Origin of the sequence: Mucilaginibacter boryungensis (assembly GCF_015221995.1) — a bacterium.
GTDB lineage: Bacteria > Bacteroidota > Bacteroidia > Sphingobacteriales > Sphingobacteriaceae > Mucilaginibacter > Mucilaginibacter boryungensis.
Genome location: NZ_JADFFM010000001.1, coordinates 585,136 through 602,053, shown reverse-complemented (window position 1 = coordinate 602,053; position 16,918 = coordinate 585,136). Strand labels below are relative to the sequence as shown.

The window sequence follows — 16,918 nt, the reverse complement described above, 5'->3', positions numbered from 1 at the left end:
GTTTATTGAACTTCAATCCCGCTAATGTTTAAACCCGTTGCATCTAACCCTGTTATAACCACTTTATAATTCCCCGCGTTAATGCTGGTGCCGCTATCGGTAGCCACCGTGCCCGATTTCCCTTTGGCGACGGGCTTAAACGTTAGCGTTTCATCTTTCATCACCGTTCCATCGGCAGCCAGCAATTGCATTTTGGCGGTCAGTATTTTATCGGTATAGTTATAATATTTTATTCGCAGGGCATACTTATCGGCCACGCCGGGGTTAATGGCAAAGCTCACGGCCCCATCATTACCAGCTAACCGCACTACTTTTTTACTTCCTACAGTATCACGCACAAACCCACCTTTCAATTCAGCGTTATCGGTGTTGTAACTGGTGGTTTTCCGCAGGTCAGAAGCCGGTTCAAGCGTACTGGCAGGGACGACACTAACGGTATACATCTCCCGCCCTTTGTTACCACCCAGCGAAACCATATTCCCTTGCTGATAGCGCTTGCGATAAACTTGTAACTTATTTCTTTCCGGTGCATCTGTTTCAACGGTGAGTCCGGTCACCTCATAATCCTTCAGCCATTGCGGACGTTCGGCAGGCGAGGCATCCATGGCGACATAAACATCGGCTTGCTGGTTAACCCTAAAGCCAAATGGCTCGTGCCCGCCGTAACTTGTTGGGGTTTGCAGCCACTCAGCGCCATACAACACCGATGGCAAATTGCTGATGCTGATAGTTGAATTAGTATACGGATGCGAACCCAGATCCAACCAGGTTTGCGCTTTCCAGTTTGTACCGATGAACGCGTTGCCAATAATGCCTGCCGGAGCAGTCCTTAACACCGCTATATCTTTTAATGAACTGATGGCGATAGCTGAGATCATCGCCTCACCGGATGCGACATTAGGAAACGAGATATTTAATTGTCCTTCTGAAACATGAGCAGTAACCGTCTTTTTTAACGCATGATTATAACCCGTTTCCTTCCAGATATCAAGGTTTTTGATCTTAGTTTGCCCATTCACCGCTACATCAAACATGCGCCAGCCGGTGCAGTCCATACCATCACCTATGCCATACCAGGGTTCGGTAAAGTATAGTTCTACCTGATAATCCCCATCGGGAACGGGGATATTGAATTTCAGTTTATCCATTCCGTAGCGGAAGGTTTGGAATAGTGCACCATCTGCACCCGCTCCGCTAATTTTATCAAACGTGCGTTGCTGACTGGCAAAGAATGCCGGCGCACCGGGGTAGTCGTCCGTCCACGATGTTGAACCTAATTTGCTGTCGTGCTTATCTGCCGCCCAGGTATTGCCATAACTATCTTTATACGCAGGTCCGCCGCAGTTTACGCGGTAAATATAGTGATAGCCCTGCTGCGGTCGTAATAAAATCGATGTTTCCTTAGCAGCATGCGGTGGCGGTGGTAAATGGGTCAGCGTTATTTCATCTTTGGCGACAACATTTCCGTTTATATAGCCCACCGCTATCAGCGTGTTATATTTAATCTCCGCACCATCCCATTGAAAATGTGTACCCACACCGCCACGCTTTTTTTTCCCTAACGATGCGCCGTCATTGCTGTTAAACAGTTCCACTTCATCGCAATTGCTGTATACCACAATGCTATCCTTTTTGCCCGGCTTCAGCCAGCGGTTGGGCCAGGTGTGCGATACAATGTATACCATCGGCTCAGTTTCCTTTGGTGCGTAGTTGGCGCGATACATGTAAAAAGCGTCGGTCGGTTGCCCCCAGGGGGTAAACAAGCCTTTGTAATTGATAGGCCCAACCCTGTCCAACTCGCGCACGCCCTCGCCCCCCTGGGTACGACCGGGATTTTCATGTGAGTACAAGAGCCACTGAAACTGCCCCGCGACCTTATCTTTTACCGATTCGGCCAGCCGGACTTTAGTTTCCATGAGTTGGGTAAAGCGATCTTCGCTATATGGCCCGTTTTGATTGAATGGCCCTTCAGTGTGCAACCCCTCACTGCGCCACGCGCCATATTCGCCTACCAGTAATTGTTTTTTAAGGTCTTCAGCATAAGTCAGAGGGTTCCCGCCGTAAGTGCCTGTCCAGTTTTGGGGTACATCCCAATCGGCGCCTTTACCGCCGTTACAGGTGGTAATTTTGCGTTGCGATGAAGCTGTTGGGTCAAGCTTGCGGATGATGTCCGAACACTCCCTGGCAAAGTTCTCAGGCAAGCGGCTTTCATTCTGCAATCCCCATAAAATGTTCGATGGGGAGTTGCGGCGTTCTTTTACCCAATCTACCAGCAGGGCTTTAAATTCATCGCGGAAAGCTTTACTATCGTACCAGATATGTGCCGAATACTGCGGCCACCAAAGGATGCCCATTTTATCCCAATATTGCTGATACGCCAGGTTATGCGGCTGGTGCGCATCGCGAAAGGCATTAAAACCGGCAGCCTTCACCTGCATTACGCGCGCTTTAATTTCCTGCGGACTAAACGCGTGGCTTTTACCCATCAGGTGTTCGTATTCAGCAATACCGTTGATGAATACGGGCTTGCCATTCAGGTAAAACCGGCCATCGTTCCTTGCACGACTAACCGGCCAGCTTATCCACCGGATGCCATAAGGCGTGGTTAGTTTATCTAATAATTTTCCGTTTGATGAGATTTCCGTCACCAAAGTATATAGGTAGGGATGTTGCAAATCCCACAAATGCACATTGGTTAATTTGGACAAGGTTTGACTGACAACCGCATCACCCGAGAGTTGCTTATCCGTTTTAACCGATGCCATCGCTTTTCCAGCAGCATCCAGCAATGTATTGGTAATGGTTATACCAGTTGTTGTTTTATCGTAATTCCTAACCTCGGTTTCCAGATTCAACGTGGCTGATCTTTCACTCACCGTTGTATCGTTCCAAATGTGTACGCCAAAAGGTTGCACCCTAACCGCGTTGGTAATTACCAAATGCACCGGGCGAAAAATACCCATCGGCTGCGACCCTTCCGAAAAACCAGGGTCATCCGAGCAAGCCCCGCAAACCCAGGGCAAATCTTTTATAAACGAGGGATGATCTGCACGGACCGTTAAGAGGTTCGAACTCCCGGATTTTATAGCATCGGTTACATCCAGTGTAAACGTAGTGCGACCACCTGCATGATAACCCACCTGTTTACCGTTCAGCCACACTGTAGCGTACGAACCTACGCCTTCAAAATACAGAAAATAGTGTTTGCCTGCCGGTTGTTTCGCTACGGCAAACACCTTTCGATACCACGCATAGCCATGGCGGTTACCGTGCTTTAACCGGCGGTAGCCGCCATAATTGTCCCAGTTGTGGGGTACATCAATAGCCTTCCAGTTTCTATCGTTAAAGTTGGCTTGCTCAAAACCGTTGTAGGCTTTGATATTATTATCATCGGCAACGGTTTTCCAGTTGGTGTTGAGGGAGATGCTTTGGCGTTGGGCGAAAGTTGATGATGTTATAAGTCCAAGTATTGTTATTAGTAGCCAAACTCCCCTCTTAAGAGGGGGTGCGGTAGCACGTGAAGTGGCGGGGGTATGTCCTTCAGCCATCAAGCAGAAAGGACATACCCATGCACCCCTCTCAAGAGGGGAATCGCGCAAGGCGGCCGCTTCTTTCCTATCCCCGCTTTCCATCTACAGTTTCTTCAAATCTCCATTAAAGGTATAGCTCTTACCAATCTGGGTAGAGATATTAACCGTCTTGTCTTTATAAATCAGGCGGCATTTGGCGCCGGTTTTAGAAAGTACCTGCACCTCTTTTAAAACGCCGTTTTCCCAGCTAAAGTTCAATACAAAGCCGCCGCGGGCGCATAGCCCTTTTACGTTACCGTTTGGCAGGGCTGTTGGCAGTGCCGGTAGTAATTCAATCCCCTCGCCCTGACTTTGGACCAGCATTTCAGAAATACCGGCAGCGCCGCCAAAATTACCGTCTATCTGGAACGGTGGATGGGCATCGAACAAATTGTGGTACACACCGCCTTTTTCCTTGCCGGTTACTACGTCGGCGGGTGATAGCAGTTTAGTGAACATCAGCCAGGCGTGATCGCCCTGGTGCATGCGCGCCCAAATGTTTACTTTCCAGGCTATACTCCAGCCGGTACCGTCATCGCCACGAAACTGCATGCTTTTAGTGGCAGCCTTCAGCATTTCCGGCGTTTGCATATTAATCTCATTACCCGGGTAAACGCCCCACATGTGTGATACGTGGCGGTGGGTATCTGTCGTATCGTCCTTATCTTCCAACCATTCCTGCAATTGCCCTGCGCGACCGATCTTGTTCGGCGCTATCTGCTTGTACATGGTTTTCAGCGTATCGGCAAATTTATTGTCAACCTCTAAGGCTTTAGCCGCCGCTTCGCAATTCTTAAACAAGTCGCGGATGATCTGGTGATCCATAGTCGGGCCGGCCACCAAGCCGCCATGCTCGGGCGAGTTGGATGGGCTGCTAATGAGGTAACCTGTTTTGGGGTCTTTCACCAAATTGTGTACAAAAAATTCAGCCGCTCCTTTCATTTCGGGGTAAGCCCGGTTACGCAGAAAATTGATATCCTGGGTAAACAAATAGTGCTCCCACAACTGGTGGCATAGCCAGGCACCACCAGTTTGCCAGATGCCGTGGTTACTGGCATTTACCGGGGCCGTACCACGCCACAGGTCGGTGTTGTGGTGCAGTACCCAGCCCGGGGCATTGTAGTGTTCTTTGGCAGTAGCTTTGCCTGTTTTTGCCAGGTCATCAACAATGCTGAAAAATGGTTCGCTTAGCGCGGATAAGTTCAGCGGTTCGGCAGGCCAGTAATTCATTTGCAGGTTAATATTGGTAGTGTACTTGCTGCCCCATGGCGGTGTCAGCAGATCGTTCCATATTCCCTGCAAATTTGAAGGGCCATTACCCGGGCGCGATGAGGAAATGAACAGGTAGCGCCCATATTGGGTATACAACGTCACAAACGATGGATCGGGTGTATTACGGAATTGCAAAATACGCTCATCAGTAGGCAAATCGGCGCTGGCAGTTCTGCCCAGATCGAGACTAAACGTGTTGAAATACTTTTGATAATCGGCAATATGGGTATCGCGAATAGCGGCATAACTTTTTGTCGCGATAGCAGCTTGCTGCCTTTTACAGATAGCTTCCGGATTGCCTGAAACATCATGATAATTTTTGTAATTGGTAGCAGCAGTTAAGTACAGCGTCACCTCGTTAGCGTGGCTGATGGTAATATTATTATCTGTTGCAACCACTTTGCCACCAATATTCTTCACTTTCAGATAGCTTACACCCTGCAACACGCCATCGCGCGGTCTAACATATAAAGCCAGGGTATTATTGTCAATTTTCCGGGTATGCCTGTCGGTATGCAGCGCTTTTAATAAAGCTTTCAGGCTGATGCTGCCGGGTTTATCGGCAGTCAGATGGATAGCCATCACCTGGTCGGGCGCGCTGCTGAAATACTCGCGGGTGTAAGTAACGCCGTTAGCTTTATAAGTCACATGCGCGGTAGCGTTACTAATATCCAGATCGCGTATATAATTGCTGATGTCGGCCTTGGGAAACTGCAGGTACACATCGCCGAAAGGCTGGTAATCAGCATTGTATTTAGGGAATGCGGGCGGTTTGGCATCCTGGATAAAATATTTCCATTCGCCACTAAGAGTTATGGCTGCATTTTGGTCGCCTTCGGGATAAACCTTTAGTTCCTTAGCGTTACTGGTCAGGCCGCCTTTATCATTAAAGTTGAGAACTTGTATTGAAATGGTATTCTTTCCAGCATGTAAATCTTTCGCGGGGATAATATATTTACGATAGGTGGTGCCGCCGGTAGTACCTACCTGTTTATTATTTACATAAGTAAAATCAACATCGCGCACCCGACCCAGGCTTAATGTTAGGTTCTTACCTTTCCAGCTTGCCGGTACGTCAAATGTTTTAGTGAACCAAACCGCACCATCCAGCCCTTCAAACCCCGGGGTTACTTCCCAACCTTGTTCTGTTGGCAGATTGATATTTTTTAGTTTAGTACTGTTTAATTTATAAGCACTAATTGCTTTTGCGCCACGCATTTTTTTCACCCATACTATCGAACCCGCAGCATAAGTAAACTCGTGACTTTTGGTGCCCATAAATTCTTTCATGGCCAGGCTTTCGGCTTCTTTTTGTTTGCCTTCGGCTAATAGCTGGCGAATTTGCGGCAGGTATTTGTAAGCACCGTTACGCTGGTATTCGCGTGGGCCGCCTGTCCAAAAGGTATTCTCATTAAACTGGATACGGTCTTCCTGTACGCCGCCAAAGATCATCCCACCAAGGCGGCCGTTGCCAATCGGCAAAGCGTCTGTCCATTTTATTGCAGGTTGTTTGTACCAGAGTTTTAGGTCGGATTGAGCGTGGATTGTGGAAGTCTGAAGTCCTAAGAACAAAGCCAGAAGTCCGATGTATTTAACAGCGTTCGATTGACTTTTTTGCGATAAAATGTTCAATTTCATAGATACAATTTAATTAAATAACCAACGCAGGTCTTTAATATTTCCTTCGTTGCTGAGGCCGGCATCGTATACGGGGATGCGTGCTGTGTCGTCTACTATACCTAATATTAGGCACTGGCCTTTGGCTAAGCTAAGCGTGTTGGTACCTGCCTTAAAAGTATAGGTATGCACGTTTACCGGCGGCAAGGCTGATATTTGGATGGCAGAAGTTATTTTAGCATCAGCCTGACCGTAATCGTTGGCGCTGGCATCATTTTCCAGCAGCGATGGCTGTAAGTAGGCGTTATCCTTATTCACAAAATAACCTACTAAAACTTTAACCGGTTTGGCATTGGTAAAGGTGATGGTAGTCCCATCTTTACGCTGTTTGGTAGCATTTAACTGAATACCATGCAGACCTGCCAGTTCGGGTGCCATGTTTTTGATGGCATTGGCGCTATCGGTGTAAACCTTTTCGCCCGTAGCTATCTTGTAGCGCGGTAAGTCGTTGATGGTAACATCGGCATCAGTCAATACAATTTTTTCAGTTTTTTTGGCATTGGCCTGCGGCGATTTCAGCGAATCGATATTACGTTTGAAGTTGGCCAGTTCTTTTTGGTACACGGGTAGCAGCTCTATCCATTCTTTCATTTTTGCATCCGTGCCCGGCACAGGTATTTTACGCTGGCGGGTTTGCATGCTGTTGGCATACAGGTAGCTGGTTTTTGTCAGCATTACCAGCTCATCAAAATATTTCAGGCTGATTTCCAGTTCGGGCAAGGCTTTTTCCAGGTCTTTAACATCGTCGCTGTATTTGTAGCGCAGTACCCATAGCGCCGCTTTAGCTTTGTAGGCGTAGCAATTGGCCATGGCATTGTAGCAATACATATCATTCTTCAGGCGCTCAAATTCGGCTTTATCCCTCTTTACCTGCGGCGATGCCTGGTCTATAGCCTCCACGGCCTTTTTACCGCGGGCAATAATCTCATTGATCACCATTCCCGGGGTTTCGCCTACGTGCGGCTGGTGCTTCCATTCTTTCTCGGCATATTCGCTCAACATCTCGCCCATCGGCCCTTCCGAGTTATATAATAAACTGAACAAGCCAAATTTTTCGGGGTTCACCAACTGCTGCATCAGCATGCCTAAGGTCATGGTTTGACGGTTGCCATCGGTAATGCCGAAACGGCGAAGTATCATTGGGGATATTTCACCGCTTTGTTCATAGGCGTCCAGTATATCTTTACCCACGCCGCTGTTAGTGCCATATTTGGCAGCCAATTCCCCCGACCAGTATTTCACTTCATCAGCCCTGTCCCTGTGCGCGTTCCAGGCATAGCGTGCCCATTCCTTGTACCATATCCAGTCCCTGTCAATCTGCAAAATGCGTTTGCCGTTGGCGTTATCGGCAGTGTAGGGCCAATCCCAGTAGGATGCCTGGGGGTAAATGTGCAGGCCATTGGCGCCATAAGTATTGTGCATAGCCAGTACGCATTTCTGCACAAAGTCTGCCGAGCCATAACGGAAGGGTTCCAGATTCGCCAAAATGTGTACGTTCTCTATTTGTACGGTACCTATTTTACTTAGCGTGCGATGCAGATCGGCCCAAGGGCCATGGGGCGTGTAGGTAGTTAGGGCCTCTCCATTATATTTGGCCATAGTATACAAGTTACTGTACAGTGGCTTGGCATATTTCATAACGGTAGGTGCATCACTATCGTGCGCACGTAAAACAATGGGCGGTTCGTCAGTGCGGCCTAAAGCTTTCAGGCCATCTTTCACACCCGGAATAATAGTTTTGGTGAACCAATCGGTATCATCCTGCCCAACACCTTCCATTGCTTCGCCCAAAGTAATCAGCAAGCCAACATTGGGGTATTTCTGCACAAAGGCCGCTATTGACTTTTGAGTATAATCGGCAATGATAGGTACAATATGACGGTTACGGTCCTGCGTTTTCAGGTGGTTACGTTCGGCAAAAGGTTTTGATACGATGATGTTGTAGAAGCCCTGGATCAGCCAAATACCGCGCTTATCGCACTCTTCGGCCAGCCATCCGTAAATTTCTTCGTTCTTTTTAAAAGTGGCGTCGTCTACCTCCACCGCGTAAGGATAATCCTTCAGTTTCACCAGCGATGCAAACGGGTGACCGTTCCACAGGTATAATGAATTCATCCGGTTTTCGGCCAGTGAATCCAAATAGCGCGACCATAATGCCTTATCATAAAACCACGGAAAATTCTCGGGCGTGTAAGGATATTCATAAGTACCGCGACCGGGCAGTAAAGCCGGTTTTTGGACACCTACACAAGCGCCGCGCAGTACCATTTCAGGCTGATCGGTGAAATTGATATATGCGGGTAGTTTGTGTTGAGCATTGATACGATCGGCCAGTTCTAAACAACCATAAAGCGCGCCCGAGTTATCATTCCCAGTTATGGTTATGTTTTTTATAGCGCCGGTAATGCTAAAACCTTCCTTTTTACCACTGTTTTTATTTTCCCCTTTTACATTAATAGCAATATTAGGGATACCATTGGCAGCCTTACCCGTACTGCGTGTAACAGTATAACCCGCTTTTTTCAAGGCACCGGTCAGCTTTTGCACACCGTAATCAATCCGGGTATGGTGGTTTGGGTAAGTAACAATGTTAACCTTTCTTGCAGGCGGTACCGATGCAGTCGCTATCAGCACAAAGCAAAATATGAACAGGATAGCACAAAGGCTGGTTCTTTTTCTCATTCTCATTTAAAAACGTTTGGCATGCGGTTTCACCAGCTTGCCGCGAATAAATTTGGGGGTATCCAGGTTTTAACCGATTACAGGTTTATAAGATCAAAAATATTGGCGGACGAGGGTAATTTCATCTACTATGTTTTCCTTATGTTGTACAAATTTATCCTGAACAAAAAAGATACAATAGGCAAAGTTGATAATTTTGGTCAGAGGATAGGGTGAGGCTACATCTTAACCACTACGTGCTTCAAAGCACTTCCGTGATATATCAATTTACCATCTGCATAAATACTTAAGCCTTTTCCTTTATGATATTTTGTACCAGTTTCATCCCACAATACGCTGATGGTGCGGCCATGATACAATACATTATCTAACCCAAACCATTTCCATTTTCCTTGCGGGATAAGCGGGTATAGTTCCAGCATATTATCGGCACGGGGTTTCAGGCCTACCAGGTCATTTATTACCAAATCAACAAAACCCGAGTGATTATAATAGCTACTACGAGGATTATCGCCTTTAAGCCAATAGCCGGTTTTCTCGTCCTGGTATTCGCCCAAATACGGTACGCCACGTTTTATGTGCGACATAGCGTATTTATGCAACTCGTCATAAAACACTTTGCTGGTCATACTGCCTTTGTTGGTGTAGTTGGTCAGCAGATTAGCCAGACCTTTTAAAGTTTGCGTGGTGGCGAAAGGCCATACCGCGCCGTCCCATTCGCAGCTATGCCCGCTGCCATGTGTGCGGAAAAGTGGGTGGCGGCGTTCAGCGGTGGTAATACCCCAGAGGGCATTAAAACCTGTGGGATCTGTCAGCTGGTCCCATTGTTTGGCGTAGGCAGGTTTATCATCGGGCAGGTTAAAATACCAGGGGATAAAACCCAATTCTTCCCGGGCATCGGCAAATTTGCCATTGGGGTGTTTAGCCTCAAAAAAGCTGGCTTCAGCATCCCATAAACTGTCCTGTGTCAGTTTTTTTAATTCAGCGGCTTTGGCTGTGTATTTTGCTTTCAGCGTATCGTTGCCGGTTAAGGCGGCTATTTTAGTTAAAGCCATGGCATTGCCATACATATAACTGTTAATGGTTGGCCGGCGGTTTTTATCTTTCCTGCTGCCGCTGATGGATTCCTCCATGGCATCTTTCACATCAAACTGGTAAAATAGCCCCGATGGCAGTTGCTTTTCGGTTTCCCATTGTTTATAATCTTTATCCAGCGCAGGCAATATCTTTTGCACGAAGGCCTTATCTTTATTAACCAGGTAAAAGCTGTAAACCGCGTCATCAATCCAACTGCTAAAGTTGTGGAATTTTGGTTTAGCCTGTTTGGGGTCAACATACAGCCAAAAGCTGATGTAGTCTTTAATGTATTGTGTATCACGCAACCAGCGGCCTTCATTAATTTGGTGACCCAATGCACTGCTGCCGCTGTTATAAATGCCACTGAAGCTTACCGGGGTAATAAATTCGTCGAAAATAAAGCCATCGGGAGTTTGTTTCAGGTGCTTGCGAAACGTCCACCAGCGGTAATAGTAGATACGTTGTATGGCCGAATCAGGACATTCAAAAATAGGGATGTTCTTCGCCAGAAAATCGTATGCCTTATCATTGGGGATATAATTTTTAACCGTTTCGGTATCAATGGAATTGAAATAACTGATATTGCTTTTCAGTTTTTCCAGACTTAGCAAGCGTTTTGGCTGCGCACTGCTTTTCATCGCCCCAAGGCAAATTATACTTATACAAAGAAAAAGTAAGTGCAGTTTTTTTATCATTATACTAAGAAAACGTTTATGAATTGGTTATCGTTTATCAAAGTAAAGGAATTTTTATATTAAATGTAAAAAACACATTTATAAATTCTAAAACATAGAGATGCAAGTAAGCTGATTAAATAGTTGAAAATGATCGGTCAGGCCACTGTAGGTGCTGCAGCCCCGTTTTCCCTTCCAAGTCCTCGCTCGTACCTCGCTGCGGGCTTTCCAGTCCACCCGGGTTTATTTTTAGCGGTTCGTACACCCAATTAAAATGTGCAAAAAATTTTAGCAACTCATGTCGCAAATAACCCGGGAATACTTTATTTTGCAGTCACAATGTCGGTATTTATTTGTTCGCTTAATTCGGGTAGTAACGGTAACTGTTATTACGTTGGCAACCAGCACGAAGCCATATTGGTTGATGCCGGCCTCTCGTGCCGCGAAACCGAAAAGCGCATGTTGCGCGCCGGGCTAAGCATGGGCAAAGTTAAGGCCATCTTCGTATCGCACGAACATTCCGACCATATCCGCGGCATCCCCGTTATTGCTAAAAAGTATGATCTGCCGGTTTATATTACGCCGGGCACGCTCAGTAATTCCAGTTGGCTTCAGGTTGAATTGGGCCGTCACCATGTCTATTTATTACGGGCATTTACCGAGATCAGCATTGGTGATTTAACCATTACCGCATTCCCCAAAATACACGACGCCATGGATCCGCACAGCTTTATAGTTTGCTGCGGTGATATTAAAATAGGTGTGTTTACCGACCTCGGCCGCCCCTGCGATCAGCTTATCGCCCACTTTAAACAATGCCATGCGGCGTTTTTAGAAGCTAACTACGATGAACAAATGCTGGATAGCGGCCGTTACCCATGGCACCTGAAAAACCGCATCCGCGGCGGTCGCGGGCACTTATCCAACCGGGAAGCTTTACAATTATTTTTAGATCACCGTCCACAACATTTAAGTCACCTGCTGCTGGCCCACCTATCGCAGGATAACAACAACCCACAACTGGTTCAGCAGTTGTTTGATCAGCATGCCAACGGCGTACATGTAACTGTAGCATCGCGGCATGTAGAGAGTGCGGTTTATTGTATTGAGAATGGAATGAGCACCGTTGTGAATAAGGCTGAACAGCTGGCAATTAGTTTTTAAGCTTGTGGGGTATCGACTGAAGCCTATACTTCAGCTATGGCTGCACATCAGGCGGCGGCGCGTCTTTTTTACGATTTTTTTCTAAACTGTTGCGCCCAACTTTAGTAAAATTATAACTCACCGTCATACTGAAGTTACGGGTACGCGTGCTGGAGTAGCTTTCGCGGGTGAAGTTAAGGCCTTCGGCATAACTGTGCGCGTTACTTTGGCTAAGTGGGTTTATAGCCATTATCCTGAACTTCAACTTATTTTTTAAAAATATTTTACGCACACCAAAACTGGTGCTTACCGAGCCCGAGTTATGGCCTTGCGCCGAAGTGTTGCTGTAATAATTCATGTTCCCTTCAAAAGCAAGCCTTTGCGGCAAATCCATAGTTATACCGGCCCTGGCGTTGACACTAAAACCATCGCGTGAGATGGCGTTGGCCGAGGTGGTTTGATATACAATGCGCCCCAGCGTTCCGCCGCCATTTAAGTTTATCTTTTTATTAGGCCGATAGTTACCGTAAATATTTATGGTATAATACTGACTGTTTGATAAATTATCGTAAGTGCTTTGTGATACCCCATTTGGAGTAACGGTGGTGATACGTTCAATAATACTGCTGGTACTGGAATAGCCCAGGCGTGGGTAAATTGACCATTTTTTTTCAAACATGCCAAAACTCAGGTCCAGCTGCCGGGTAAAGGCCGGGCGAAGGTTGGGGTTACCAAAGCTGATATTGGTCGAATCAGACGTTTCTATCTGCGGGTTCAGGGCAAACTCTCGCGGGCGGGCAATACGCTCACTATAACTTAAACCCACAGTATATTTATCCTTAAACATGCGGCTGGCCGATAGATTAGGGAAAATATTGACATAAGGTTTAATATTATACTTCTGTGATAGTGACGACAGATTGAAACCCATATCGGTTAATTCGCCACGCCCGCCTATACGGAATGACCAATTGTTGGTAGTATGCAAATTCAAGCTGGCATATGCCGAATAGATGTTGGCGTTGAAAATGAAGCGGTTGGTCAACCCATTATTCGGCATGTATTGACCCAACAGGTAGTTATAATTATTTACTTCCTGGTCGTTGTTATTCGTACGCATATTTGCCGATACCCCCGCACTCAGGCTATTTTTGGGTTTACCCAGCGGCTTATCATAATCCATTTTAAATTCAAAACCGTGGTTGGCGCCATCGATATCATAAGTTTGTTCAACGGGGCTTTTCCCAATTACAGGCAGACCATTACCATCCAGGTAATCGCGCGACAGATAGCGGTTATTCCCAGATGTGTTGGCACTATAAAGTGCGCTGGCTTCCAGTTGCTCGCCATCTTTGGTTATCTTCCAGCTATAATCGGCTGTAAGCGCGTAATTAAAAGAATTGTTATGACTGCTGTTATTCTGCTTATTCAGGTTACTCTCAATAGCCAACTCATCAAGGTAATGATAGTCTGTAAACGACTCGGCAGACGATTTATTGAAATTAAAATTTGATGTAAAGCGCAGGTTGCGGGTACTATCAATATCCCAGTTCATTCCCGTGCGGAAGTTATGGCCAAAGTTATGCCCGTCCCGATTGCTAAAGTTATTGCGATAAAAAAGCGTATCAGGAAAAAAGTTCTTTCGAAGCGAATAGCTATCGCCTATATTCTGGCTTTCGCCGAAGGCGTAGCTGCTGTTTAGCGACAAGGTTTTAGTGCGATAGGAAGCGTAGCTATTAATGTTGTAGTTTCCAAGCGTCCCCCCTGTCATAGAAATAGTTCCGTTCAACCCAACCTTATAGCCTTTTTTCAATACGATATTGATGATCCCCTCACCATCGGCCGAATATTTTACCGGCGGATTGGTCATTACCTCGATCTTATCAATTGCGTCGCTGGGGAGTATGTTTAGCAGGTCGGTAATATTGGCTGTCATGTAATCTGATGGTTTGCCATCAATAAATATCCGGGTATTGCGTTTACCTGCAATAGTAGCATTACCATTAATATCTACATTTACCATGGGTACATTTTTCAATATATCCGTAGCTACACTGCCTTCGGCCTGCAGGCTTTCGCCCACATTATAAGTGATCTGGTCGGCAGAATATTCTATTTGTGGCTTTTTATCAGATATTACTACTTCGGCCAATGCATTGCCAACCGATGGTTTCAAACGAATAGTTCCCAGGTTGGCTACCATGTGCGTAGCGCTTACTTCAACGCGGTCGATAATTTGTTTATCATAGCCTACAAAAGAAATACGCAAGCTATAGCTGCCAAATGGCACATTATAAAAGTTAAAGATACCCCCATCGTTACTTGATGTGCCTTTGGCGGCAATATCGCTGCCCACTTTATAAAGGCCTACCGTAGCAAAGTCAACCGCTTCGCCGGTATTAGCATCCAATAATTTTCCACTTATGCGGGCACCCGCCGGAACAGTTTGCGCACGCGAGCTATAAAAAACAAAAGCACCTAAAAAACAGAAGAGTAGATAGAAATTTTTCAAGAAATTGGGTAGATATTAAGCCTATAAAATTAGTATAAATTAGTAAGTGTAAAAAGTACAATCTTATTTCACTTAGATATTTTTTTACGAAAAGGATTAATCCACTGAAAAAAATATTTTCAGAGCTAAACTCAATATAGCTTAATAAAACCCCAATATTTGCCGGGTTTATAAAAGTGATTTATACAAAACCCATATATAAACGTTTAAATTATCATTTTACTTCAAAAAAATTAATGAAAAGTACCAGATTAATAAAATTTACTCCTACATTCGAATTAATAGCTTGTTATATACAATGAATTATCGGTTTTTTAAATATTTACTCGTGTTTTTTGCAGTTATTGCTGCAAAATCTCGATGTGAATCAAAAAACCATCAAAATCACCTGATTTATCAGCATTTTTTTAACACAACCTTACATTCCGGCCAAAACAATGCCCACTTACCCAGTAATTATTTTTTAGGCACATATGGTTCTGTACAAATTTATCGCTCGCAAACCCAGCGTGGTGTAAGCCTTTTTAAACCCCCATTTACTTATACTACCAAATTCAACGCTTACTTTCAATTTTTAAGTAATATATTTCAGCACACCCGGGCAGGATATGTGCGCTGGTGTAAACTCATCCTTTTTCCCTTTCACGTTTTCTGGTGACCTGCAACAAATTAAAAGATATTTGAACGATAAAATACCTCCCGGTTTGATATCCCGGGAGGTTACTTTGTAAACGGTTAAATCGCGTTGACACGATTATCGTACATAATTATTTGTGCATTTTTTATCTATAAACAATTACACTAACCTGCATACGCTCCGCCATTGCGAATACTGGCTTGCGTGCGGGCACGATCACCTTTAAAATATTGAAATGAAAAAAATTATACCCTTTAGCATACTTGTCATTGTAGTTGTGCTGGCATTTATGTTCCCCGGAGCTTCAGGAGCACCTAAACCTGCTGAAATTGACAAAGCCGATACCGCCTGGCTTTTGATCTCGACCGCACTTGTATTATTAATGACACCCGGCCTGGCTTTTTTTTACGGTGGCATGGTGCGTAAAAAAAATGTTATTTCAACCATGCTGCAAAGCTTTGTTTGCATGGGCCTGATTACTATTATATGGGTAGTATTTGGTTTTAGCATGGCCTTTGGCGAAGATGTGGACGGAATGGGGATTATCGGTAGTCCAAAATCCTTCTTCATGATGCAAAATACATTAGGCGTAGCCTGGGGCACTATCCCGGTTATCCTGTTTGCTATGTTCCAGTTAAAATTCGCAGTAATTACGCCGGCGCTTATTACAGGCGCTTTTGCCGAGCGTATCCGCTTCAATTCATATTTAATTTTTATTACCCTGTTCATTATTATTATTTACATACCATTAGCCCACGCTACGTGGCACCCGCAAGGCTATTTCTTTAAACTGGGTGTCCTCGATTTTGCAGGCGGCACGGTTGTACACATGTCGGCAGGTTGGGCGGCTTTAGCCTCGGCCCTGTATCTTAAAAAACGAACAGGCGCCGAAGAAGCACATGCACCGGCCCGTATCAGCTATGTAATTTTGGGTACAGGCTTACTTTGGTTTGGCTGGTTTGGGTTTAACGCCGGTTCGGCTTTGGGCGCTAATGAATTAGCATCAACTGCATTAGCCACCACCACTACTGCTTCGGCTGCGGCAGCCATGTCGTGGGTGTTCTTTGATATATTGCGGGGTAAAAAACCCTCGGCCCTGGGTGCCTGTATTGGGGCGGTGGTAGGTTTGGTAGCTGTAACACCTGCTGCCGGCTTTATTACTGTTTCAAGCTCGTTAATAGTTGGTATTGTATCGGCTGTAGTAAGTAACCTGGTAGTGATCTGGCGTTCAAAAACCAATATTGATGACACCCTTGACGTATTTCCCTGCCACGGTGTTGGCGGCATGATGGGTATGTTATTAACCGGCATATTGGCTACTAAAAGTGTTAACAGCGCTGGTGCAGAAGGTTTATTTTATGGTGAAACCACCCTGTTTGTTAAACACCTGATCGCTTTAGTAGTTGTATCGGCTTTTGCTTTTTTGGGTTCGATGTTATTGCTAAAAATAACTGATTTGATCAGTCCACTACGTGTTACCCCTGAAGAAGAAGTGATAGGCCTCGATATTAGCCAGCACGACGAGGAACTATAATCTGTAAACATACTTAGAACAGGCCCTTCCTCCTCAGCCTGTAATTTTAAAGCCTAAACAAAGTAGCCATGGCAATCTGAAAACCGCCATGGCTACTTTGTTTAATTATTTATAATAATTCTAAATAATTTTTGAAAATAA

General features: G+C 45.4%; 7 protein-coding genes. 2 read left to right on the top strand and 5 right to left on the bottom strand.

Features of this window, described 5'->3' with window-relative positions; all coding sequences use genetic code 11:
• Positions 1-2 precede the first annotated feature (2 nt).
• The 4 genes from IRJ18_RS02665 to IRJ18_RS02650 form a co-directional block, all read right to left on the bottom strand.
• Positions 3-3,548, bottom strand: a complete 3,546-nt coding sequence (locus tag IRJ18_RS02665) for a malectin domain-containing carbohydrate-binding protein (RefSeq protein WP_194104653.1) — start codon at positions 3,546-3,548, stop codon at positions 3-5.
• A gap of 84 nt (positions 3,549-3,632) precedes the next feature.
• Positions 3,633-6,479, bottom strand: a complete 2,847-nt coding sequence (locus IRJ18_RS02660) for a glycoside hydrolase family 95 protein (protein WP_194104652.1) — start codon at positions 6,477-6,479, stop codon at positions 3,633-3,635.
• Between the two features lie 9 nt (positions 6,480-6,488).
• Positions 6,489-9,200 (bottom strand): alpha-d-galacturonidase, encoded by a 2,712-nt coding sequence (locus IRJ18_RS02655; RefSeq protein ID WP_194104651.1) that lies wholly within the window; start codon positions 9,198-9,200, stop codon positions 6,489-6,491.
• 218 nt (positions 9,201-9,418) lie between these two features.
• The gene (locus IRJ18_RS02650) at positions 9,419-10,915 is read right to left on the bottom strand and encodes an MGH1-like glycoside hydrolase domain-containing protein (RefSeq protein ID WP_228072498.1); all 1,497 of its coding nucleotides are present in this window, start codon (positions 10,913-10,915) and stop codon (positions 9,419-9,421) included.
• 375 nt (positions 10,916-11,290) lie between these two features.
• Between IRJ18_RS02650 and IRJ18_RS02645 the strand changes: the two genes are divergently transcribed.
• Positions 11,291-12,115: an MBL fold metallo-hydrolase gene (locus tag IRJ18_RS02645; protein WP_194104649.1), complete on the top strand. Its 825-nt coding sequence runs from the start codon at positions 11,291-11,293 to the stop codon at positions 12,113-12,115.
• A 34-nt stretch (positions 12,116-12,149) separates the two neighbouring features.
• Here IRJ18_RS02645 and IRJ18_RS02640 read toward each other — a convergent pair whose 3' ends face one another.
• On the bottom strand, positions 12,150-14,606 hold the full coding sequence (locus tag IRJ18_RS02640; RefSeq protein WP_194104648.1) for an outer membrane beta-barrel family protein: 2,457 nt from the start codon (positions 14,604-14,606) through the stop codon (positions 12,150-12,152).
• Positions 14,607-15,478: 872 nt separating this feature from the next.
• On the opposite strand from IRJ18_RS02640, the gene IRJ18_RS02635 reads away from it, so the two are divergent.
• On the top strand, positions 15,479-16,777 hold the full coding sequence (locus tag IRJ18_RS02635) for an ammonium transporter (RefSeq protein ID WP_194104647.1): 1,299 nt from the start codon (positions 15,479-15,481) through the stop codon (positions 16,775-16,777).
• Positions 16,778-16,918: the final 141 nt, after the last annotated feature.